Consider the following 21,898-nt stretch of genomic DNA (forward strand, 5'->3'; position numbering starts at 1 on the left):
TTTTGAGTTCAAAAGTATAAACAAGCGTTAGCTTGAGTGATTTTGAGGTGCTAAAAATTGTATCGAGAACTTATTTAGGATTAAAATATTGTAAGATGTTTTGATCCTTTTTTTGTTGCTAAAGAATTACGTCATTGCGAAAGTTTTGAAAAAACTTGTGGCGATCTGCTTAATGAAGCAACAGACTACTTCGTCATTTTTCCTCGTATGACGTTTTTGGGAATTTTTAGACTCAATATTTATTACTGACTCTTAGGCTTTCACCAAAAAAGTCAGGAGTAATTGCGTTTTTTACATCGAAATCTCCAATTTTTGTTCTGCGCAATGCAGAAAGATGTGCGCCAGAGTGTATTGCTTTTCCAAAATCGTGTGCTAATGAACGAATGTAGGTTCCTTTGCTACAAACCACTCTGAAATCAATTTCGGGAAGTTCAATTCGTGAAATTTCGAATTCATGAATCGTTACTTTTCGCGAATCAACTTCTATTTCTTCTCCAGCACGTGCCAATTTGTACATGCGTTGTCCATCTTTTTTTAAAGCAGAAAATACAGGTGGCACTTGATCAATTTCGCCAAAGAAATCTAAACCTGTTTCGTAAATTAGTTTTTCAGTAATATGTTCCGTTGGGAAAGTTTCATTAATCTCGGTTTCCAAATCGTACGAAGGCGTAGTGCCGCCAACGGTAATTGTTCCGGTGTATTCTTTAACTTGACCTTGGAAATTGGTAATTTTCTTTGTGTCTTTTCCAATACAAATAACTAATAAGCCAGTGGCTAATGGATCTAACGTTCCGGCATGACCAACTTTTAGTTTTCGAAGCTTGAAATGAGATTTGAGCGCTAATTTTATTTTGTTTACTGCTTGAAACGAAGACCATTTTAACGGTTTATCAATCAGTAAGGTTTGTCCAGCTTGGTATTCTTCAACTGTTTTCATTACAAGTAAGTTTGATATCCTACATATCCGATTGCAATTAATCCGACAACTAAACAGTATATGGAGAAGTAACTTAGTTTACTTTTCTTCACTAAATTAATCATCCATGTGCATGCAAACAATCCAGCAATAAACGCGGCTAAAAATCCAGCAGACAATGGAATAATCTGAGAACTATCTAGCGCAAGCTCTCCACTGAAAATATCTTTTCCAATTTTACCAAAAATTAACGGAACGACCATTAAAAACGAAAAACGAGCTGCTTTTGTTTTGTCATTTCCCAGTAAAACAGATGTTGATATTGTAGCTCCAGAACGTGAAATCCCTGGTAACATAGCAATTGCTTGTGCAATTCCGATGACGATAGCATTTTTGTAACTTACGTCTTTTTTGGTGTTTGTTGCTTTGTCGGCTAAGTACAATAAAATTGCGGTAACAATTAGCATGCAACCGACTAATAGAATGTTTCCTTTGAATAAAGCTTCGAGTTCATCTTCAAATAAAACACCAACTATTACAGCTGGAATCATGGAAATAATGATTTTCAATGCAAATTTGAAGTCATCATTCCATTTAAATTGAAATATTCCTTTGAGTAATTCTAAAATATCTTTTCTGAAAATAACAATCGTGCTTAGTGCAGTTGCAAAGTGTACAACGACTGTAAATAGTAAGTCTTCTTTGAGTTCGACGCCCAAAATGGCTTTTCCTAGTTCAATATGTCCGCTAGAAGAAACAGGCAAAAATTCTGTTAATCCTTGAATAATTCCAAGGATGATTGCATTAATTACATCCATGAATTAGGCATTCGGATTCAACAATATTGCGTATACTTCAATGGCAAAACCTGCAATCACCAACATTGGTGCTATGTGAATTCGTTGTGCATTGAAAACGGCTTCATTGAATACATTTGGATCGTCGCTTGCGCCACCTGCCATTAAGATAAATCCTAAAGCAATTACAGCTAAACCGATAAACATGAATAGATAGTTTTTCTTTCCAAAAACAAATTCTTTTTGTTGCGGTTGTGGTTGCGAGGTATGTTGAGGCGTAGATTTTTTGCTACTTTCTGACTTCTTTTTTTTCATGTACGTTCTAATTTACAATTCCCATACGAATGCAGAAAGTTATAAAGGTTTGTTTTAAAACTCGCTGTAAACTACGGTTGTTCCTTTATCTAATCTAGAAATATGTGGAACAATGCCATCCGGACTTACTAATGTCCATCGGTTTGGGCAGTACAAAGTAACGGTTTTATTTAAAACTTTTGAACTTAATTGCGCTAAATTTACCCCTTTCTCTATACCACGATTGATATAGTAATAATGGCTATCGTTTTCGAGTCGAATTTGAATATCATTAGAAGTTCCTTCTTCAATAGAAACTATTTTACCTGAAATAAGTACACAATCATCCGAATTTACCGAGGTTACTGGCTTGAATGAATATGCTAAAAATATAACGAATGCTATGCCTAAAAATATAAATGTGAGTCGTTTCATCTTTTATAGTTTTTAAAAATTAAACAGTATTAGTATCACGTAAATATTTTCATCATAAATTGTGGTTTGAATTTGTTATTGTAAATATAACTCAACATTCTCCTAAATATTTTATAAGGAAAGGTTAAAAGCTGTTAATGTTTTTAGAGTGATTTTTTTTAAATGTAACAATTTGATGCCATCATTTTTTTGAACCTTCAAGTATTTGCTGAAGTTCATTGTGAAGTTTTCCATCAACTATATCAGTGAGTTTTTCTGTTTGAAAATTATAACGTTTTAAGATAGAAGGTTCTCGGTATTCTTCATACGTTCCATTCGTATTCTTATCAATTCCGTAGCGAATTAACAATTCTTTACTATTATTGATAAACTGATAATCTATAATTGGCAACTCACTATCTCCAACCTGTTGAAACTTTTTTGAATAAAAAGAATACATGTACAAAGACTTGAAATCTCGCAAATTAATCACACCATCTTTATAACTGTCTTTTGTGGCAACGTTGCATAACAAAAAGATATCGTCGTCAAAATATACAGTTTTAAAACCACTAAAGTTTACACGTTCGGTAAATAATTTTTGTGTATTTCCAGTTTTTTGATTGTAAATAATAATATTATTAAAATTGCCATAATAACTACCAGAATAGCGAATGTCTGCTTTTTCCTTTTCAAGAATTAAAGCTTCATGGTACATATTCAACAAATTACTTTTATTGATAATTTCGGCATCTTCTAAAGATTTCTGCGAAACAGGAATAATGTATAGTTGCTGTAATGTATCAATTAATTTTGGAGTTTCATATGAAATAACTTGTTCACGTTTGTTTTCTTTCTGTAACTCTTCTATTTTTTCTTCGGATAAAATTCCATCATCTTGATTGTCGTAATAGGAAGTTCTTTGGTATTCACTAATTAAAATAGAACAGAATCCAATCAATCCAATTACTAAAAAAACAATAGCAATAGAGCCTAAAACGGCTAGTAATTTTTGATTGTATTTTTTAAGTTTTTCCATGTTTAAATAAATTTACGAAGCTCCAAAATAATGACTAATTCCACTCAAAATACTTTGGACAGCGTAGGAAGCTAAAATTAATCCCATAATTTTACTAATTACGGTAATTCCATAACTTCCAATGCGTTCTTGTACCGAGTTTGCGACCAAAAGAATCAAGCAAGTGAGTCCAATCACAACCAATACCAATACAGTTGTTATTGCTTGTTGTTGAATGGAATAAATGTGGTTATCAGTCATAAGAACAACTGCCATAATGGCTCCAGGCGACGCAATTGATGGAATGGCTACAGGAAAAATAGTAACATGTTTATAATCTGTAATTTGACTTTTTTCACGTTCCGGTTTTCCATCACCAAAAATCATGGTTAGGGCAAAAAGAAAAAGAATTACACCTCCAGAAATTTGAAATGCATCTAATGAAACCGACATGCCTTCTAAAATTAACTGTCCAATTAAAATAAAGAATAGTAAAATCATAAAAGCAATTCCACACGCTCTAATGGCAATTTTTCGTTTGTGAATTTTATCAAACTCTTTTGTAGCTTCTAAATATACAGGAACCGAACCAATAGGATCAATTACTGCAATAAGAAAAAATATAGTAGTAAAAATAGCTGTCATGAGTTTTGTTTAATATGTTTTGTCTTGCTGCAATGAATCTTTTTTTAGATTAATTTTCAGAACGAATAGAACTGATTTCTTCAATTTCTTTACAACGAATCAAAAGAATTGTAATTAATCCTGAAAATATAGGGATTAAAATAAATCATTCTGCAATTTCGCCTAATAATTGAAACATTCCTGTTAATTTCATGCCCATTACCAAATCTGAAAAGCGCATGTTTTTTTGATTGACAAACATATCGATCGTAAAAAAGTCTTCAATTTCTTCGTTATTAATCAATTTAACTTTTAGAATGTATCCACTATGTTTTGAATCATTAAAATAATTGGCTTCTTGTATTCCTTCCAAAATTCCAACAAAATCAAAACAACCAAATTCAGCTGATTCCTGACTTGGCATATACATGCAAAAATTGTCACTAAACTTCACATCACCTTTTCCTTCTTTTTCCTCGGTAGGAATATCTACAACATACGCAATAGCAGATAATTGCATACGATGTTTTTTATTTTGCAAATACTTTTCCCTGTTAATTGCGTAATCAGTAGCGAAATAACGAATGCCAAATGTATCACGTCCACTTCCATGCACAATAGCTTCCAAATTGTTGGTGTTTTCCCATTCGTCAATTTGTGTATGTTCTACCTCAATTGCATAATTTGTATGTATTGTTGGAAACGAAGTTTTCATTTGTTTGTGTTCACTTACAACGCGTAATGTTAACCGATCAAAAGTTAATTCTCGTACACTTACAACTTTGTCATTTCTTAAAGAAACACCTTCTTCTTGTGCCAATGCGATATACTCATACAATTTTTCGGGAGAAGTACTTCTGAAAAATTCAAAGCCAAAAATTCCGCCCCAAAAATCGCCCACTTTTCCGTTGTTGACTGTTTTTATGGTAATTCCGACTTCGTTTTCAATCATTTTGGGTTCACGCTCTATACGTTCTTGGAAATAATCTTTTCCTTCTTCTAGTTCCGTTTCTAAAACTTTTTTGTATTCTTTATTCGTAACATCAGTCATAGGACCAACGGAAAATCCATCGTCTTCAAACTCATATGGAATTGCTATTGTTTTGCTAAACTTGTTTTTATCTTTTAGAATGACAGAAATTGCTGTTGGTTCATGAAAATCGTCTGCAATATCATGATCGTCATCATCATTGTCAAATAATGAATGGTAATAAATTGCATATGAATTGATGGTATTTTTATTCAATCGTGAAGCAAATTCCGCTTTCATTTCGGCAATCACTTGCGCTACAGAAAGCATGTAACTTTCATCTTTTGTCACATACAAGTAACCAATAATTTCACCAGTTGGCTTTTCGTATGCGGCAATTGGCGCATAATTTCCATTTGCCATCATGTTGATAAACAGTTTGGTATATTCGTTGTATTTTGAAATTACTTTGTACGCTTCGGAAGTTTCAGGCGTTGAAGAATTTTGTGTTGTTGAAGTGTCTTTGCGTTTAAAAAAATCAAAAAATCCCATACATATAATAATAGAAAAGCAATGCGCTTGTGTTTAGTGTACCAAGATATTAAAATTATAGTTTGAATACTATTTGTAAATCAAATGCATTTGAATGAAATAAAATCTAAACTTGTGCTATTTTTTCTGCTGACTTCTGATTGTTAAAATCATAGCAACAATCAATAAAATACTAGATACATTTCGCATCCAAAATTTACGATCAAATGCTTCAGAAGCTACAATGTTTACGATGATTAAAATAACACTCGCAACTATTAATATAATAGGAAGTACTGATTTTTTCATAAAGTTAATTCGGGATGAATAATTTTAGTAATACAATTGATCTGTGCGTAAATTTAAGAAACGTTGTGTTGCAAAAAAGCTACTAATCCATGTAATTAAAACGCCAATCAAGAAAATTCCAGCAAATACTGATCCTATTAATACTTTGTCATTGGCAAGTTGCAGTTGTGGCAACGATTTGTTTACATAATACAAAACACCAGCCATTCCTGCTAAAGCTAAAATTGCGGCAATAATGCCCATTTTTACACTATTCCAAATAAATGGCTTGCGGATAAAACTCTTAGTTGCGCCAACCATTTGCATCGTTTTAATGGTAAAACGTTTTGCATATACCGACAAACGAATAGAACTATTAATTAACAATGCGGCAATAAGTGAAAAGAAAATACACGTAATCAAAATTCCGAGTCCAACTCGCTTAATATTTGCATTCAGTTTAGAAACCAATGGTTTATCAAACGAAACTTCTGAAACAAAATTCTTTTCAGCAATCTCAGCGGCAATCGTTTCCATCTGTTCACCTGAAACAAACTGTGCATTCATATACACATCTAATGAATTCAACAATGGATTTTCACCTAAATAGTTTACAAAATCTTCGCCAATATCTTCTGTCAAATTTGCTGCTGCCGTTTCTTTCGAAACAAAATCAGCCGACTTCGTATATGCAGCTAACGCTAAAGTTTTCTGTAATTGCTTAATTTCAACATCTTTGGCGCTGTCTTTTAAATACACCGTTAAAGCAATTTTTTCCTTATAATAATCAGCTACTTTCTTAGTATTTAGCACCAACAATCCTAAAACTCCCAATAAAAAAAGTACAAGCGTTGTGCTTAGTACAACGGAGAAATACGAAGAAATCAATCGGTTTTTTTGATACTTTTCAAAAGAAGAACTCATAAATAAAATGTTGATTGGTAAAAATAGTAAAAAGTAAGTTAATATGATGGTGTTTCAAACTGTTAAAAAACAATAAGCTGTTACAAAAGTGGAAGTTGTTCGTCGTTACTTAAAAATACCAACCAATGAAAGAACTCTTAATTAAAACTAAAAATCTAGATTTTTCTTATACCAAAGGAAAAAAAGATATCAAAAATCTATCGTTAGAAGTCCCAAAAGGAAGTATTTATGGATTTTTAGGTCCAAATGGTTCAGGAAAAACAACTACAATCAGACTTTTACTAGGACTGCTAAAGAAAAATGGAGGAACCATAGAAATTTTTGATCAACTCATTGAAAAATCAAGAATAGAAAGCTTAAGTAAAATAGGTGCGCTCATTGAAAATCCTTCATTATATGAAAACTTGAACGCGCACGAAAACTTAAAAATTGCGGCAAACTATCGCGGAAATATTTCCAAAGAAAGAATAGATGAAGTGTTAGAAATTGTAAAACTAACGTATGCAAAGGGGAAAAAAGTAAAAGCATATTCGCTAGGAATGAAACAACGTTTGGGTTTGGCAATATCGTTACTAAGTAATCCGGAATTGTTGATTTTAGACGAACCAACAAACGGATTAGATCCAAAAGGAATCATAGAAATGCGATCGCTTATCAAAGAACTCAATCAAGAGCACGGAACTACCATATTTATATCAAGTCATTTACTAAGCGAAATAGAAAAAACATGCACGCATGTAGGAATCATAAGAGCAGGCGAAATGCTGTTTCAAGATACTGTAAAAGTATTGCAGGAATCTCAAAATGATACACTAAAAGTAGAAATAGAAACAAATGATATAAAAACAGTAGCATCAGTTTTAGAAACACTTTCCTTTTCTTCCGAACAAGTGAACGATCATACAATTGCGACCACTTTACAACATAAAAAAGATATTACAACTGTTATTGATACGATCAGAAATCGCAAAGTAGAAATCTATCAAATAAAAATAATGAACAATCTTGAAGAACTCTTCTTATCACTAACAGAAAACTAAAAATTATGAATGCCATTACATACTACATAGCAAGTCTAAAAAACGAAAAAATAAAGCTAAAAAGAACCTTTGCATTATGGCTAACATTCATCAGTGCACTATTTATTCCAATCATCTTTTTTCTATACTATCTTTTAAAATATGAAACACTCATTCCTGCCGAAGGTGTAAATCCTTGGGATAAGTTTATCAACGATCAAGTATTTGCTGCAGGACCATTAATTCCTTTATTCACCGTATTAATAACGAGTCTCATCATTCAACTAGAACACAAATCTTCGGCGGTAAAACACTTATTTGCTATGCCAATTCCAAAATGGAGTATCTACTTTGGAAAACTATCTATTGTCATTGGAATGATTATATTTACCTATAGCATCTTTTTTATACTCATACTCTTAAATGGCGCTTTTCAAGGAGCAATTCATGGTGAACTTAGCTTTTTAGAACATACGCCAAACTATACGAAATTTATCAAACTACTATTCCGATCATTCACTGCCATACTAGGAATTGTAAGCATACAATATTGGTTGAGTTTCAGAGTCAAAAACTTCATCATTCCATTAGGAATTGGAATGCTATTAGTCATGACAGGAATGATTGTTTACAGAGCTGAAGAAGCATTGTATTTTCCGTATGCATACAACATGCTTAGTTTATTTCCTGTAGACAAAGATGTGCTAAACTTACTTTGGTTTCCATCTGTCTCTTTCTACAGTTTAGGATGTTTTGCAATAATCTCAACACTAGGTTATTTAGATATAAAACGAATGAATATCAAATAATAGTCAAACAGTATTCATTTCAATACTTAAACGAAAGCGTTACAAATAATTTGTAGCGCTTTTTTGTATAGGATTACTACTCAACTTAGTAGGCTTTTTAATAGTGAATGCTTAAATTTGCGCTTCTTAAAAATCATCAAAATGAAGTACAATTTCAACGAAATTGAAGCCAAATGGCAAAAATATTGGGCAGAACACGGAACATTCCATGCCGAAGACAACTCGGACAAACCAAAATATTACGTGCTCGACATGTTTCCGTATCCATCAGGAGCCGGACTGCATGTTGGTCATCCATTAGGGTATATTGCTTCAGATATCTATGCGCGTTACAAGCGTCACAAAGGTTTCAACGTATTGCATCCGCAAGGATATGATAGTTTTGGGTTGCCAGCCGAGCAATATGCAATTCAAACTGGGCAACATCCAGCAATTACGACCAAAACGAACATTGCACGCTATCGTGAACAACTAGATAAAATTGGGTTTTCATTCGATTGGAGTAGAGAAGTACGCACGTCTGATCCTGCATATTACAAATGGACGCAATGGATTTTTATCGAGCTTTTTAACTCTTGGTACAATGTAAAAACTGACAAAGCGGAACATATTGATACGCTAATCGCGAAATTTGAAACGGACGGAAATGCTAACGTAAAAGCAATTTGTGATGATGATATCGCTGTGTTCACTTCCGTAGAATGGACTCAGTACAACTCAAAGACACAACAAGAAATACTACTAAAATATAGATTGACATACTTAGCCGAAACAGAAGTAAACTGGTGTCCAGCATTAGGAACGGTTTTGGCAAATGACGAAATTGTAAACGGAGTTTCGGAACGTGGCGGACATCCTGTCGTGCGTAAAAAAATGACGCAATGGAGCATGCGAATCTCTGCGTATGCACAACGTTTATTAGATGGTTTGAATACCATTGATTGGCCACAACCACTAAAAGACTCACAAACCAATTGGATTGGTCGCTCGCAAGGAGCAATGGTGACGTTCAAAGTAGACGGACACGACGCAAACATTGATGTTTTCACCACACGACCAGATACAATTTACGGTGTAAGTTTCATGACCTTAGCACCAGAACACGATTTAGTAGCAAAAATTACAACTGACGATCAAAAAGAAGCAGTTAAAACATATAGAGAAGCAACGTCAAAAAGAAGTGAACGCGAACGTATGGCAGATGTAAAAACCATTTCAGGAGTATTTACAGGCGCATACACATTGCATCCGTTTACGGGAGAAAAAGTGCAAATATGGATTGGTGATTACGTACTAGCAAGCTACGGAACAGGAGCCGTCATGGCAGTTCCATGTGGAGATCAACGTGATTACGACTTTGCAAATCACTTTGGACTTGAAATTCCAAATATCTTTGAAGGTGTTGATATTTCTGAAGAAGCGCATGCTGACAAAGAAGGAACTAAAATTGCAAACTCTGATTTCCTAAACGGTTTACCATACAAAAAAGCAATGAAAACCGTTATTTACGAACTAGAGAAACGCGGAATTGGAAAAGGAAAAATAAACTATCGTTTGCGTGATGCTGTATTCTCGCGTCAGCGCTATTGGGGAGAACCATTTCCAGTATACTACATAAATGGAATGCCGCAAATGATTGACGTACAGTATTTACCAATTGCCTTGCCAGAAGTAGAAAAATATTTACCAACCGAAACAGGCGAACCACCATTAGGAAACGCTGAGGTTTGGGCTTGGAATACCAATACCAATACAATAGTTGACAACAAACATTGTCATTCCGCACTTGATGCGGAATCCACTAAAGACAACGGAATCTATCCACTAGAACTAAACACCATGCCAGGTTGGGCAGGAAGTTCTTGGTATTTCTTCCGTTACATGGAAAAAGCATTGCGCGACGAAAACTTTGCAAGTCAAGAAGCGTTACAATATTGGGAAAATGTAGATTTATACATTGGAGGAAGCGAACATGCAACAGGACACTTATTATACGCACGTTTTTGGACGAAATTCTTAAAAGACAGAGGTTTTGTCGGAGTTGAAGAACCGTTTAAAAAACTCATTAACCAAGGAATGATTTTGGGGACGAGTGCAATAGTTTACAGAAAAACTGGAACAAACACTTATGTTTCAAAAGGTCTGAAAGATAATCTTGAAGTAGATGAAATACGTGTAGATGTAAACATGGTGAATGTTTCAGATGAAATAGATATCAATGATTTGAAAGCTTGGCAACCACAATTTAAAGATGCTGAATTTGTTTTAGAAGACGGAAAATATGTTGTCGGTAGAGAAGTAGAAAAAATGTCTAAACGTTGGTATAACGTCGTAAATCCAGATGATATCTGTGAAGCGTATGGAGCTGACAGTTTGCGTTTGTTTGAAATGTTTCTCGGTCCACTAGAACAAGCAAAACCTTGGAATACGGCAGGAATTACAGGTGTTTTTAGTTTCTTAAAGAAATTATGGAAAATGTATATTGCTGATGAAGGACCAAGAGTTACCGAAACCGAACCAACAAAAGACAACTTAAAAACGCTTCACAAAACGATTAAAAAAGTTCAGGAAGACATTGAAAACTTCTCGTTCAATACGTCAGTAAGTACGTTTATGATTTGTGTAAACGAATTAAGCGCGCAAAAATGTACAAGTAGAGAAATTTTAGAACCACTAACGATCTTAATTTCGCCATACGCACCGCATATTGCAGAAGAATTATGGTTTCGTTTAGGAAATGAAGGTTCTATCTCGCAAGTGCCTTTTCCAGTATTTGAAGAAAGACATTTGGTAGAAAGTTCAAAAGAATATCCTGTTTCATTTAACGGAAAAATGCGCTTCAAGAAAGAGCTGTCATTAGACCTTTCAAAAGAAGAAATAGAAAAAATAATCTTGGAAGACGAACGTACAAAAGCACAACTTGATGGAAGAACTCCGAAGAAAGTAATTGTAGTTCCGGGAAAAATCATTAATATAGTAGGATAAAATTATCTAAAGAGCTAAATATGAAAAGAGTAGTTTTTTTAATTGCCTTCATTTGTATGTCTTCTTGTCTGGCACAAAAAAAGCAAGTCAAAGAGCGTGTAGGGAAAGATTCTGAAGACAAGAAGTTTCCAACAGAATATGCATTTCCAAAAGAATATGTAGGAACCTATGCAGGAAACTTAAATGTAGCAGATGCTTCTGGTGTATTGCAAAATGTACCTATGGAGCTAAGCATCACGGCAACAGAAGATCCGAAAAAGTTCGATTACACGTTATCATACATTGTTTCAAAGAAAAAAGACGAACGTAAATACACACTAATTGTCGTAGATTACGAAAAAGGATTGTTCGATTTAGACGAAAATAACGGAATTGTACTACGCGCAAATTATATGCGACAAACCTTATTTAGTACGTTTGAAATCAATAATAGAATACTAAATAGTCGTGTAGAATTTAACAATGACGGACGCGTATTCTTTTCAATTACAGTTACTGAAAAAACGAATCCGCGAAAAACGGGAAGCGAAAAATTAGAAGTAATCAGTTATCATACAATTACCATACAAAGAGGAACCTTGCGCAAAGTAGAACGTGACTAGCAACTGACAAAAATTCATATACACACAAACCTCGCTAATTTGGCGAGGTTTTTGTATTTTAGAGCATATACAAAATAAAATAAATTATGTTTTCAAGCGGATATATGCTCTTAGCGGGCGCAATAATGTTGATAAGTATGTTTGTGAGTTCCAAACTCAAAAGCAAATTTGCACATTACTCCAAATTGCAATTACGAAATGGAATGAGTGGAGCTGAAATTGCAGAAAAAATGCTTTCCGATCACGGAATTAGAGATGTAAAAGTAGTTTCAACAGCAGGAATGTTAACCGATCATTACAATCCTGCCAATAAAACAGTAAACTTAAGTGAAGGTGTGTACAATCAGCGAAATGCAGCAGCAGCGGCTGTTGCGGCACATGAAGTTGGACATGCTGTACAACATGCTAAAGGTTATAAATGGTTGCAAATGCGATCTAAAATGGTGCCTTTGGTAAGTATAGCTTCAAAATTTTCACAATGGGTCATCTTTGGAGGAATCGCGTTAATGGCAAGTCAAGGAGCTGGATTAGGTCAAAATATCTTAATTGTCGGATTGATCATGTTTGCCATGGGAACGTTATTTAGTTTTATAACATTGCCTGTAGAATATGATGCAAGTAACAGAGCTTTGGTTTGGCTTAAAAATAAAAACATGGTATCACAAGAAGAATATGCAGGAGCGCAAGATGCTTTAAAATGGGCGGCTAGAACGTATGTAGTTGCGGCACTTGGTTCATTAGCAACCTTATTATACTTCATGAAATATTTGAATAGGAGATAATTAGTACACAATACTTTACAAGGAATATAAAATTTTCAAAGTGCAATACTATTAATTTTTCAAAGTGGGTTAAATAAGTGTGTCATTGCCTCTTGTTTTTGTGTTTACGCACGATTTGGAACTTGCCAAAATGTTAGAAAAGAACAAATACAATTTATACCATTTTAGCGAAAAAATTGGTGGAACTATATTGGTATTTGATCATAAAATATAAGCGAGAAAACTAAAAACGCGGAATGCGAGTAAGATTTTGGAATTATACGATTATCCTAAAGAAATTATTTTAGATGCTCAAAAAACGAAAAAAGATAATTTTAAAGGTACTTCTTGAGGGAAAATTGCATGCCCGTTTTCTGTCAAATAGTTACTGCGTCATTCTCTGAATCAAGTTTAGGATGACGTACTTTATAGCTTTTTACGAATATGTAGTATGAAAAATAAAAGTAAAATCAGTTATAAAATTCACTTACACTTTAATCTGTCGATCAATTTGTTGATTTAAAGAAATAAACGTTTCTGTTCGTGAAACACCTTTAATTGCTTGTATTTTATGGTTTAAAATGTGCATGAGATGTTCATTGTCTTTACACAAAATTTTAATCAATAACGACCAATTTCCTGTGGTATAATGACTTTCCATCACTTCTGGAATCAACTCTAATTCCTTAACAGCATCAGGATTTCGCATGGCTTTATCTAAATACACACCAATGAATGCCATTGTTTTATAGCCCAAAACTTTCGGATTGATGACAAATTTTGAACCCACAATCAATTTTGCATCTTCCAATTTTCGCAATCGTTGATGAATGGCGGCTCCTGAAATTCCAACAGTTCTGGCAATACTCAAAATAGGCGTTCGTGCATCTTGCATTAACGCGCGAAGAATTTGTTTATCAATACCATCAATTTCAATTTGCTCATTAACCACTTTCATAACAATATGTATTTTAAAATATGAAAGTTAAAAGTAGCTATTTTTTCTTAAACATAAAGTAAAAAGGTGTTTTGTCAACAAATTTGATCTTTTTTAAGAAGATTTCCTTTTAAATTGAAGTTTTATAAAAATGATAACTATTGTGCATAAAAGTAGATCTCGATACAAATTTACGCTGTAAATTCACTCGATTTGACAATGATAACGCTCATTTACAATTTAAAATTTAGCATTCAAAATAATATGAGTTTACATATTTGCAGGATCGTAGCCGAAATATGGGACTTCTTCTTCTTTAAAAACGACACCGTAATCTTCCAATTCTTTTAAAATAGGTGTGTATACTTCTTTTGTAATAGGTAATTGAACTCCTGGTGTTTTAATTTCGCCGTTCAAAATTTTCAAAGCGGCAATTGCTACAGGTAATCCAACGGTTTTTGCCATGGCTGTATAGGTTTGATCTTCTCCTAAAATTACCATTTTTGATTCAATTTGATGCTTTAAGCCGTCTTTTTCATAGCCAAATTTATGATACATTACAATCATATCTTTATCTTCTGGCGCAAGCGACCAACTGTCCATCAATATCTTTTGAAGAATTTGTGCAGGTGTTGCATTCTCTAATCCTACTTTTTTAGTTGGATTAAAAATGTCTAATTCCAATAGTTTTTCCCAAAGTGTATCATCTTGGTCAATTTTTAAATTATGACGCATTTTCAACTCTACAGAATCGGTTGGACTATAGGGTAAAAAAGAATTTACAAAGTCACGATAGCTCATTTCGGCTGAATTTTCAATCGTATAACTATCGTCTGTCATTCCTAAAATTACAAACATTTGCCACGCTCTTGAAAAACCAACTCTACGGATAGTTCCACGATATAACGTTAAAATATCGTCCAATCCGTAAACACTTCTATACTTTAATGAATCACGATTGGCATACGCTTCAAACTTTCCATAGCCTTCTACTTTTAAAAATTCTGTTCTACGAAATAATCTGTGATATGGAATATATTTATACGTTCCTTCCTGAATAAACTTTGCGGCACCACCTTGTCCCGCTAGTACAACATTTCTGGGATTCCAAGTGAATTTATAGTTCCACAAATTGGTGTCACTTTCTGGAGCAACCAATCCGCCTGTAAACGATTCAAACAAAATCATTTTTCCATCATTATCACGAATACGATCAATAACTTCCATAGCGCTCATATGATCAATTCCTGGATCAACTCCAATTTCGTTCATAAACACAAGCCCTTTTTCCTTTACAGATGCGTCCAAAGCTTGCATTTCTTTACTAATATAGGAAGCAGTTACCATGTTTTTTCCGTAATGAACACAGTCCTTGGCAACTTCAATATGAAAACGTGCTGGCAACATTGAAATTACAATAGAAGCTTTTTCAATGGCTGTTTTTCTACTTTCTTCATTAAAAACATCTAACAGTATTGCAGTAGCATTTGGATGATTTCCAACCAGCTTTTTTGCATTTGCTAGCGTAATGTCTCCAACTGTTATGTGTAAATTTTCAGTAGTACTTTTATCTAAAAAATATTTGATGAGGTATGAAGCAGATTTACCTGCACCAATAATTAAAATGTTTCGCATAGTGGCTTTTGTTCCGTAATTTTGTAAAAAAATGAAATATAACACGAATGTAGCAAAATGTTACATTTATAAAAATATCTATACACTTTTATGAGAAAAAAGATTTTAGTAACAGGAGCTATTTTAGGTTGTTTGGCAGTCATATTAGGAGCATTTGGTGCGCATGCACTTAAAAAAGTATTAACTATTGATCAATTAAATTCTTTTGAAACTGGCGTTCGGTATCAAATGTATCATGCGTTGTTATTACTGTTTATAGGTGTTGCACCTTATATTTCTGCAAAAGCACAGAAATTGATATACGTCTTTATACTTTGGGGAATTATATTGTTTTCAGGTTCCATATATCTGTTAGCGACAAAAGATGTAACAGGTTTTGATATTTCAACTATCGGAATCATCACGCCAATCGGTGGAACTTTATTAATTGTAGCTTGGATACTAATGATTGTTAGTTTTTTTAAGTTGAAAACGGATAAAATCGCTTAAAAATCTGTTATCTATAAAAATATTTATACTTTTGCTCTTTACAAAAAACACAACAAGAGTTAAAAGTTATGACGAATAACACCTTCTCAACGAAAACGATTTCGTTAAACCAATACGGAATCAAAGATGCGAAAGCACATTATCAACTTTCCTCAGATGAACTTCATGAAGAAACTATTAAAAACGGACAAGGAGTTGAAACTTCTTTAGGAGCTATAACTGTAAATACAGGAGAGTTCACTGGAAGATCACCAAAAGACCGTTTTATAGTAAAAGACAGTATTACAGAAGACAGAGTTTGGTGGGGAGACATCAACATTCCTTTTGAAGCTGCCGCTTTTGATAAGTTATATGATAAAGTTGTTGCATACTTATCTGAAAAAGAAATTTATGTACGTGATGCCTATGCGTGTGCAGATGAAAATTACAAACTAAACATTCGTGTAATTAATGAGTATCCTTGGAGTAATATGTTTGCACACAACATGTTTTTACGTCCAACAGAAGATGAATTAGAAAGGTTTGAAGAAGAATGGTTAGTGGTAAACGCACCAGGATTTATGGCAGATCCAGCAGTAGATGGAACGCGTCAGCATAACTTTGCTATTTTAAACTTTGAAAAGAAAATTGCATTAATTGGTGGAACTGGTTACACAGGAGAAATTAAAAAAGGAATTTTTTCTGCATTAAACTTCATTCTTCCAGTATTTAAAAACACTTTACCAATGCATTGTAGTGCAAATGTTGGAAAAGATGGAGAAACTGCAATCTTCTTTGGATTATCAGGAACAGGAAAAACAACCTTATCAGCAGATCCAGAACGTAAATTAATTGGTGATGACGAGCACGGTTGGACAAACGAAAATACAGTCTTCAACTTTGAAGGTGGTTGCTATGCAAAAGTGATTGATTTAAGTGAAGAAAAAGAACCAGACATCTATAAAGCAATTAAAAAAGGAGCAATTCTTGAAAATGTAGTGTTAGATGAAAACAAAAATGTAGACTTTGCCGACACAACAATCACGCAAAATACGCGTGTAAGTTATCCAATCTATCATATTGATAACATTCAGGTGCCATCAATAGGAAAAAATCCTAAAAATATATTTTTCTTAACGGCTGATGCATTTGGTGTGTTACCTCCAATTTCAAAATTAACACCAGGACAAGCGGCATATCATTTTATTTCTGGATATACTGCAAAAGTAGCTGGAACCGAAGCAGGAATTACAGAACCAGTTCCAAGTTTCTCAGCGTGTTTTGGAGCACCTTTTATGCCTTTGCATCCTACAAAATATGCAGAAATGCTAAGTAAAAAAATGCAAGAAGCTGGCGTAAACGTTTGGTTAATAAACACTGGTTGGACAGGTGGACCATACGGAACAGGAAGTCGTATGAAACTAAAATATACACGTGCTATGATTAGCGCCGCGTTGCAAGGAAAATTGAACAATGTGGAATTCCATACACATCCAGTTTTTGGATTGGAAATGCCAAAAGATTGTCCTAATGTACCGAAAGAAGTACTAAATCCAGTTGATACATGGGCAGATAAAGCCGCATATACAGCAAAAGCGAATGTACTTTCAAACTCATTCAAGAAAAACTTTGCACAATTTGAAGATTATGCAAATGAAGAAATCATGGCTGGCGGACCAATACGCTAGTTGGTAATACTAAAACCAATTCAAAATTTTTAAACTAAAAAAGCCTGAATCATTTGATTCAGGCTTTTTTACTATTGTAAATATATTATATAGCGTAATTATTTCTTATTCACTTCGTCAATGTATTTTGCCAATGCCATTGTCATAGATGGTGTTTCTGGTGTTGGTGCTTTGATATCAACTCTCAATCCAGCTTCTGTGGTTGCTTCTATAGTAGAATTACCAAAAACGGCTATACGTGTATCATTTTGCTCAAAGTCTGGGAAATTGGCTAATAATGACTTAATTCCTGATGGACTGAAAAACACTAAAATGTCATAATACACATTACGTAAATCAGACAAGTCACTTACTACAGTTTTGTAAAATACACCACGTTCCCAAGTTATATTAATAGAATCAAGTGTTTCAGGAACTGTTGGTTTCAAAGCATCTGATGATGGCAACAAAAACGATTCATCTTTATACTTCTTAATAAGTGGAGATAATTCTTGAAATGTGCGTTTCCCAACATAAATTTTACGTTTTCTGTACACAACATATTTTTGCAAATAATATGCTACTGCTTCCGATTGACAGAAATACTTCATCGTATCAGGAACTTTAAAACGCATTTCCTCAGCAACTCTGAAGAAATGATCTACTGCATTTCTACTTGTTAAGATGATCGCAGTAAACTTTGCTAAATCAATCTTTTGATGTCTTACATCACGAGCGCTTACGCCTTCAACGTGTATAAACGGCCTGAAATCGATTTTCACCTTTTGCTTGTCAATAAGCCTAGAATATGGTGAATTCTCAATTTTTGGTTCCGGTTGAGAAACTAAAATAGTTTTTACTTTCATAAACCTGTTTTTTTAAATTTTGCGTTATTTAACTAAAAATTTATACATAACTAAATAAGGGGCAATTTCAAGTGCGCAAAGATACAAAATAAAATAAAACAACTTACTGATTATCAATTTTTGATAATTTTTTAGTAGAAAAAATAATCCAATGAGATTATATAGTAAAAATGTGAGAATTATTGAGAAAAATATAATCTTATTACCATTTATATAATAAACCAAAAGCAAGTTAATAGGAATTAAGATGATTCCGAACAAGTTACGCGTGCTAAGTTTGTAAAAATTATAGGTGTCAACCTGTGACTCTAAATCTAAAATAACAGCAATTATTTTCTCAACAATATATTTTATGATGATAAAAAAAGTCGTAAAAGTGATGATTTTCACAAACAAAAAAGGCGCAGTTGCCAATGATGGATAGAAAAAAGTAATGGTTACGTAAATAAAAATGGTAAAAGAAATAACTTGAACCAAGAATAATAACGCGCTAAACCAATTAATAAGACCTTCCTGTTTGCTTAAAGCTTGATTTTCATACTTATTCGAAAACAAAAAAACTAAAAACAATGAAAATTGCTTTCCGAATACAAAGCGAATCAACACTAGTAAACAAAAAGAAACCAAGAACAATAGCGTAAGCCAATCCTTAGAAATAAGCGTTCTCTCAATACTCTCAAACATTTGGTAAAATTAGTGAGTATGTTAAATAATACATAAAAAATTATCACAAATCCTGACATTTCTTCGTTAAACGTATAATTTAGTTACTTTTGTTTGCTTAATTTGTAGAGATGTCCGACGCAATTGTTGTCATACCAACGTATAACGAAATCGAAAATATAGATGCGATTCTTGAAGCAGTATTTGCGCAGGAAAAAGCATTTCATGTGTTGGTTGTGGACGATAATTCTCCTGACGGAACATACAAACGTGTTGAAAAATTACAAGAAAAATACCCAACACAACTATTTCTAGAAAAGCGAAATGCTAAAACTGGCTTAGGAACGGCATACATTCATGGCTTTCGTTGGGCGTTAGAACGTACGTACGAATATATTTTTGAAATGGATGCCGATTTTTCACACAATCCAGATGATTTAATTCAATTATTCAATGCCTGCCAAGAAGGTGCTGATGTTGCCATTGGTTCACGCTATGTAAAAGGTGTAAACGTGGTCAATTGGCCAATGAACCGCGTATTAATGTCCTATTTTGCATCAAAATACGTGCGTTTCATTACAGGAATTCCTATTCATGACACAACCGCCGGATTTATCTGTTACCGTAGAAAAGTACTAGAAACTATTGGGTTAGATAACATTCGTTTTGTGGGCTATGCGTTTCAAATTGAATTAAAATTCAAAGCATGGAAATTAGGGTTTAATATCAAAGAAGTATCGGTTATCTTTACCGACAGAACCAAAGGCGTTTCAAAAATGGATACTTCTATCTTTTCTGAAGCTATTTTTGGAATCATAAAAATGAAGATAAGAAGTCTATTTACAAAACATAAACGCAATGCATAAAATACTCTTAAAAAACGCACAAATTGTCAGTGAATCTGAAATTAAAACAGCAGATATTTTAATTGAAGGTGACCGAATAACGACAATTGGAACGGAAATTAATGACGCTGATGCGGAAATAATTGATGCAACAGGAAAGCACGTTTTCCCAGGTATAATAGACGATCAAGTGCATTTTAGAGAACCAGGATTAACACACAAAGCAAACATTCAAACAGAATCAAGAGCGGCAATTGCTGGAGGAATAACTTCTTTTATTGAAATGCCAAACACAAATCCGCAAACAACTACAGTTGAGAAAATGCAGGAGAAACTTGACATTGCTAAAGAAACTGCATTTGCAAACTATTCGTTTATGTTCGGTGGAACAAATGATAACTTGGATGAAATCTTAAAAGTTGATCCAACGCAAGTTGCTGGATTAAAACTATTTTTAGGTTCATCTACTGGAAACATGTTGGTAGATGATGAAGCCGTTTTGGAAAAAATATTCTCAAGTACAGACATGGTTATTTCGGTACATTGTGAAGATGAAGGCACAATAAGAAAGAACTTAGCGGAATACAAAGCAAAATACGGAGACGACATTCCAATGGAGTTTCATCCAATTATACGAAGTGAAGAAGCGTGCTACATATCTTCTTCTCGTGCAATTGCATTAGCAAAGAAAACAGGAGCACGTTTGCATGTTTTTCATCTGTCCACAGGAAAAGAAACGGCATTGTTTGACAATTCTATTCCATTAGAAGAAAAGAAAATCACGGCAGAAGTATGTATTCATCACTTGTGGTTTTCTGATGAAGATTATGCTACAAAAGGAACCAATATAAAGTGGAATCCGGCAGTAAAGAAAGCTTCTGATAGAGCACAATTGTGGGAAGCCTTATTAGATGACAGAATTGATGTTATTGCAACCGATCATGCACCACATACCATTGAAGAAAAAAGCAATGTATACACAAAAGCACCTTCTGGAGGACCGTTAGTACAACATGCGTTAAACGCGATGATACAAGCACACAAAGCAGGAAAAATTTCGTTGGAAAAAATTGTGCAGAAAATGTGTCACAATCCAGCGCGACTATTTCAAGTAAAAGATAGAGGTTTTGTAAAAGAAGGTTATTATGCAGATTTGGTATTGGTTGATTTAGAAAATTCATATGAAGTTAACAAAGACAACATTCTATACAAATGCGGTTGGTCTCCATTTGAAGGTACAACATTTGATTCTGTAGTTACGCATACATTTGTCAATGGAAACTTAGCATACGTTGATGGGAAAATCTCTGAAAAACGTCATGTAAAACAATTAGAATTCAACAGATAATGAAAAGATATATTTGGTGTTTACTCGTAGTATTAGGAATGGTTTCTTGTAGAAAAGAAGCGGTCCCAAAACCTGACAATTTGTTGTCAAACCAAGAAATGGCAAATATTCTGTACGACATTACACTTATTAATGCAATGAAAGGTGTTGACAAAAAAGGCGTAGAAGCCAGTTTTATACAATATGACACGTATCTCTATAAAAAATACAATATTGATAGTGCACAGTTTGCGAGAAGTAACAACTATTACGCCGCAGATCCATTAAGATATGATAAAATTTATGCACTTGTAGATGCGCGCCTAAAAGAAGAAAGAGCAGAAGTAGAAGCGACAATGAAAAAAGAACAAGTGCGAAGAGATTCACTTCAAAAAGCAAAAAAAGAAGAACAAGCACGCCTCAAAAAGCTAAACGATACAATTCCAAAGGCTAAGTATGATTTAAAAGAAAAAGTCGGATAGTAAATTAATCAATCTATTTATATGTTTGAATTTAACAGTGAAACAATCTAGTTTCT

The 21,898-nt window shown here is 33.7% G+C and carries 23 protein-coding genes; 10 read left to right on the top strand and 13 right to left on the bottom strand.

The features are described from left to right. Nucleotides 1-232: 232 nt before the first annotated feature. From truB to ACQ654_RS16845, 9 genes are all read right to left on the bottom strand, one after another. A complete protein-coding gene (truB, locus tag ACQ654_RS16805; RefSeq protein WP_430411509.1) occupies nucleotides 233-937 on the bottom strand; it encodes a tRNA pseudouridine(55) synthase TruB in 705 nt (234 codons plus the stop codon). Further along, the gene (locus ACQ654_RS16810; RefSeq protein WP_430411510.1) at nucleotides 937-1,734 is read right to left on the bottom strand and encodes an undecaprenyl-diphosphate phosphatase; all 798 of its coding nucleotides are present in this window, start codon (nucleotides 1,732-1,734) and stop codon (nucleotides 937-939) included. The genes truB and ACQ654_RS16810 overlap by 1 nt, the downstream gene beginning before the upstream one ends. Nucleotides 1,735-1,737: 3 nt before the next feature. Beyond that, the gene (locus ACQ654_RS16815; protein ID WP_430411511.1) at nucleotides 1,738-2,028 is read right to left on the bottom strand and encodes a DUF3098 domain-containing protein; all 291 of its coding nucleotides are present in this window, start codon (nucleotides 2,026-2,028) and stop codon (nucleotides 1,738-1,740) included. A gap of 54 nt (nucleotides 2,029-2,082) precedes the next feature. Continuing rightward, nucleotides 2,083-2,442: a hypothetical protein gene (locus tag ACQ654_RS16820; RefSeq protein WP_430411512.1), complete on the bottom strand. Its 360-nt coding sequence runs from the start codon at nucleotides 2,440-2,442 to the stop codon at nucleotides 2,083-2,085. Between the two features lie 181 nt (nucleotides 2,443-2,623). Further along, nucleotides 2,624-3,460 (bottom strand): hypothetical protein, encoded by an 837-nt coding sequence (locus tag ACQ654_RS16825; protein WP_430411513.1) that lies wholly within the window; start codon nucleotides 3,458-3,460, stop codon nucleotides 2,624-2,626. A 12-nt stretch (nucleotides 3,461-3,472) separates the two neighbouring features. After that, the gene (locus ACQ654_RS16830; RefSeq protein WP_430411514.1) at nucleotides 3,473-4,084 is read right to left on the bottom strand and encodes a MarC family protein; all 612 of its coding nucleotides are present in this window, start codon (nucleotides 4,082-4,084) and stop codon (nucleotides 3,473-3,475) included. A gap of 145 nt (nucleotides 4,085-4,229) precedes the next feature. Next, entirely contained in the window at nucleotides 4,230-5,585 is a 1,356-nt protein-coding gene (locus ACQ654_RS16835) for a hypothetical protein (RefSeq protein WP_430411515.1), read from the bottom strand. 117 nt (nucleotides 5,586-5,702) lie between these two features. Continuing rightward, entirely contained in the window at nucleotides 5,703-5,873 is a 171-nt protein-coding gene (locus tag ACQ654_RS16840; RefSeq protein WP_430411516.1) for a hypothetical protein, read from the bottom strand. A gap of 24 nt (nucleotides 5,874-5,897) precedes the next feature. Further along, on the bottom strand, nucleotides 5,898-6,776 hold the full coding sequence (locus tag ACQ654_RS16845; protein ID WP_430411517.1) for a cell division protein FtsX: 879 nt from the start codon (nucleotides 6,774-6,776) through the stop codon (nucleotides 5,898-5,900). A 125-nt stretch (nucleotides 6,777-6,901) separates the two neighbouring features. Between ACQ654_RS16845 and ACQ654_RS16850 the strand changes: the two genes are divergently transcribed. The 5 genes from ACQ654_RS16850 (at nucleotide 6,902) to ACQ654_RS16870 (ending at nucleotide 12,973) form a co-directional block, all read left to right on the top strand. After that, nucleotides 6,902-7,816, top strand: coding sequence for an ABC transporter ATP-binding protein (locus tag ACQ654_RS16850; protein WP_430411518.1), 915 nt, complete (start codon nucleotides 6,902-6,904; stop codon nucleotides 7,814-7,816). Between the two features lie 5 nt (nucleotides 7,817-7,821). Beyond that, entirely contained in the window at nucleotides 7,822-8,604 is a 783-nt protein-coding gene (locus ACQ654_RS16855) for an ABC transporter permease (protein ID WP_430411519.1), read from the top strand. Between the two features lie 141 nt (nucleotides 8,605-8,745). Continuing rightward, nucleotides 8,746-11,589 carry a leucine--tRNA ligase gene (gene leuS, locus ACQ654_RS16860; RefSeq protein ID WP_430411520.1) on the top strand — a complete coding sequence of 948 codons (2,844 nt, stop codon included), beginning with the start codon at nucleotides 8,746-8,748 and terminating at the stop codon, nucleotides 11,587-11,589. 20 nt (nucleotides 11,590-11,609) lie between these two features. After that, nucleotides 11,610-12,191 carry a hypothetical protein gene (locus tag ACQ654_RS16865; RefSeq protein ID WP_430411521.1) on the top strand — a complete coding sequence of 194 codons (582 nt, stop codon included), beginning with the start codon at nucleotides 11,610-11,612 and terminating at the stop codon, nucleotides 12,189-12,191. A gap of 86 nt (nucleotides 12,192-12,277) precedes the next feature. Beyond that, nucleotides 12,278-12,973, top strand: a complete 696-nt coding sequence (locus ACQ654_RS16870) for a zinc metallopeptidase (protein ID WP_430411522.1) — start codon at nucleotides 12,278-12,280, stop codon at nucleotides 12,971-12,973. Nucleotides 12,974-13,439: 466 nt separating this feature from the next. Here ACQ654_RS16870 and ACQ654_RS16875 read toward each other — a convergent pair whose 3' ends face one another. Both ACQ654_RS16875 and ACQ654_RS16880 read right to left on the bottom strand, forming a co-directional pair. Further along, on the bottom strand, nucleotides 13,440-13,910 hold the full coding sequence (locus ACQ654_RS16875; protein WP_430411523.1) for an Lrp/AsnC ligand binding domain-containing protein: 471 nt from the start codon (nucleotides 13,908-13,910) through the stop codon (nucleotides 13,440-13,442). Between the two features lie 249 nt (nucleotides 13,911-14,159). Then, the gene (locus ACQ654_RS16880) at nucleotides 14,160-15,524 is read right to left on the bottom strand and encodes a saccharopine dehydrogenase family protein (protein WP_430411524.1); all 1,365 of its coding nucleotides are present in this window, start codon (nucleotides 15,522-15,524) and stop codon (nucleotides 14,160-14,162) included. Between the two features lie 90 nt (nucleotides 15,525-15,614). Here ACQ654_RS16880 and ACQ654_RS16885 point away from each other — a divergent pair, with 90 nt between their 5' ends. Both ACQ654_RS16885 and pckA read left to right on the top strand, forming a co-directional pair. Next, nucleotides 15,615-16,013 carry a DUF423 domain-containing protein gene (locus tag ACQ654_RS16885; RefSeq protein ID WP_430411525.1) on the top strand — a complete coding sequence of 133 codons (399 nt, stop codon included), beginning with the start codon at nucleotides 15,615-15,617 and terminating at the stop codon, nucleotides 16,011-16,013. A 68-nt stretch (nucleotides 16,014-16,081) separates the two neighbouring features. After that, entirely contained in the window at nucleotides 16,082-17,680 is a 1,599-nt protein-coding gene (gene pckA, locus ACQ654_RS16890) for a phosphoenolpyruvate carboxykinase (ATP) (RefSeq protein ID WP_430411526.1), read from the top strand. 98 nt (nucleotides 17,681-17,778) lie between these two features. On the opposite strand, the gene ACQ654_RS16895 is transcribed toward pckA, so the two are convergent. Both ACQ654_RS16895 and ACQ654_RS16900 read right to left on the bottom strand, forming a co-directional pair. Next, on the bottom strand, nucleotides 17,779-18,525 hold the full coding sequence (locus ACQ654_RS16895) for a uroporphyrinogen-III synthase (protein WP_430411527.1): 747 nt from the start codon (nucleotides 18,523-18,525) through the stop codon (nucleotides 17,779-17,781). A gap of 24 nt (nucleotides 18,526-18,549) precedes the next feature. Beyond that, a complete protein-coding gene (locus ACQ654_RS16900) occupies nucleotides 18,550-19,209 on the bottom strand; it encodes a DUF4271 domain-containing protein (protein WP_430411528.1) in 660 nt (219 codons plus the stop codon). 110 nt (nucleotides 19,210-19,319) lie between these two features. Between ACQ654_RS16900 and ACQ654_RS16905 the strand changes: the two genes are divergently transcribed. Genes ACQ654_RS16905 through ACQ654_RS16915 form a run of 3 tightly spaced genes read left to right on the top strand, consistent with a single transcriptional unit; the run spans nucleotide 19,320 to nucleotide 21,842 of the window. Beyond that, nucleotides 19,320-20,054 (top strand): polyprenol monophosphomannose synthase, encoded by a 735-nt coding sequence (locus ACQ654_RS16905; RefSeq protein ID WP_430411529.1) that lies wholly within the window; start codon nucleotides 19,320-19,322, stop codon nucleotides 20,052-20,054. Beyond that, nucleotides 20,047-21,381: a dihydroorotase gene (locus ACQ654_RS16910; protein ID WP_430411530.1), complete on the top strand. Its 1,335-nt coding sequence runs from the start codon at nucleotides 20,047-20,049 to the stop codon at nucleotides 21,379-21,381. Before ACQ654_RS16905 ends, ACQ654_RS16910 begins: the two co-directional genes overlap by 8 nt. Further along, the gene (locus tag ACQ654_RS16915; protein WP_430411531.1) at nucleotides 21,381-21,842 is read left to right on the top strand and encodes a DUF4296 domain-containing protein; all 462 of its coding nucleotides are present in this window, start codon (nucleotides 21,381-21,383) and stop codon (nucleotides 21,840-21,842) included. Before ACQ654_RS16910 ends, ACQ654_RS16915 begins: the two co-directional genes overlap by 1 nt. The last annotated feature ends 56 nt before the right edge of the window (nucleotides 21,843-21,898 follow it).

Origin of the sequence: Kordia sp. (genome assembly GCF_965283645.1) — a bacterium.
GTDB lineage: Bacteria > Bacteroidota > Bacteroidia > Flavobacteriales > Flavobacteriaceae > Kordia.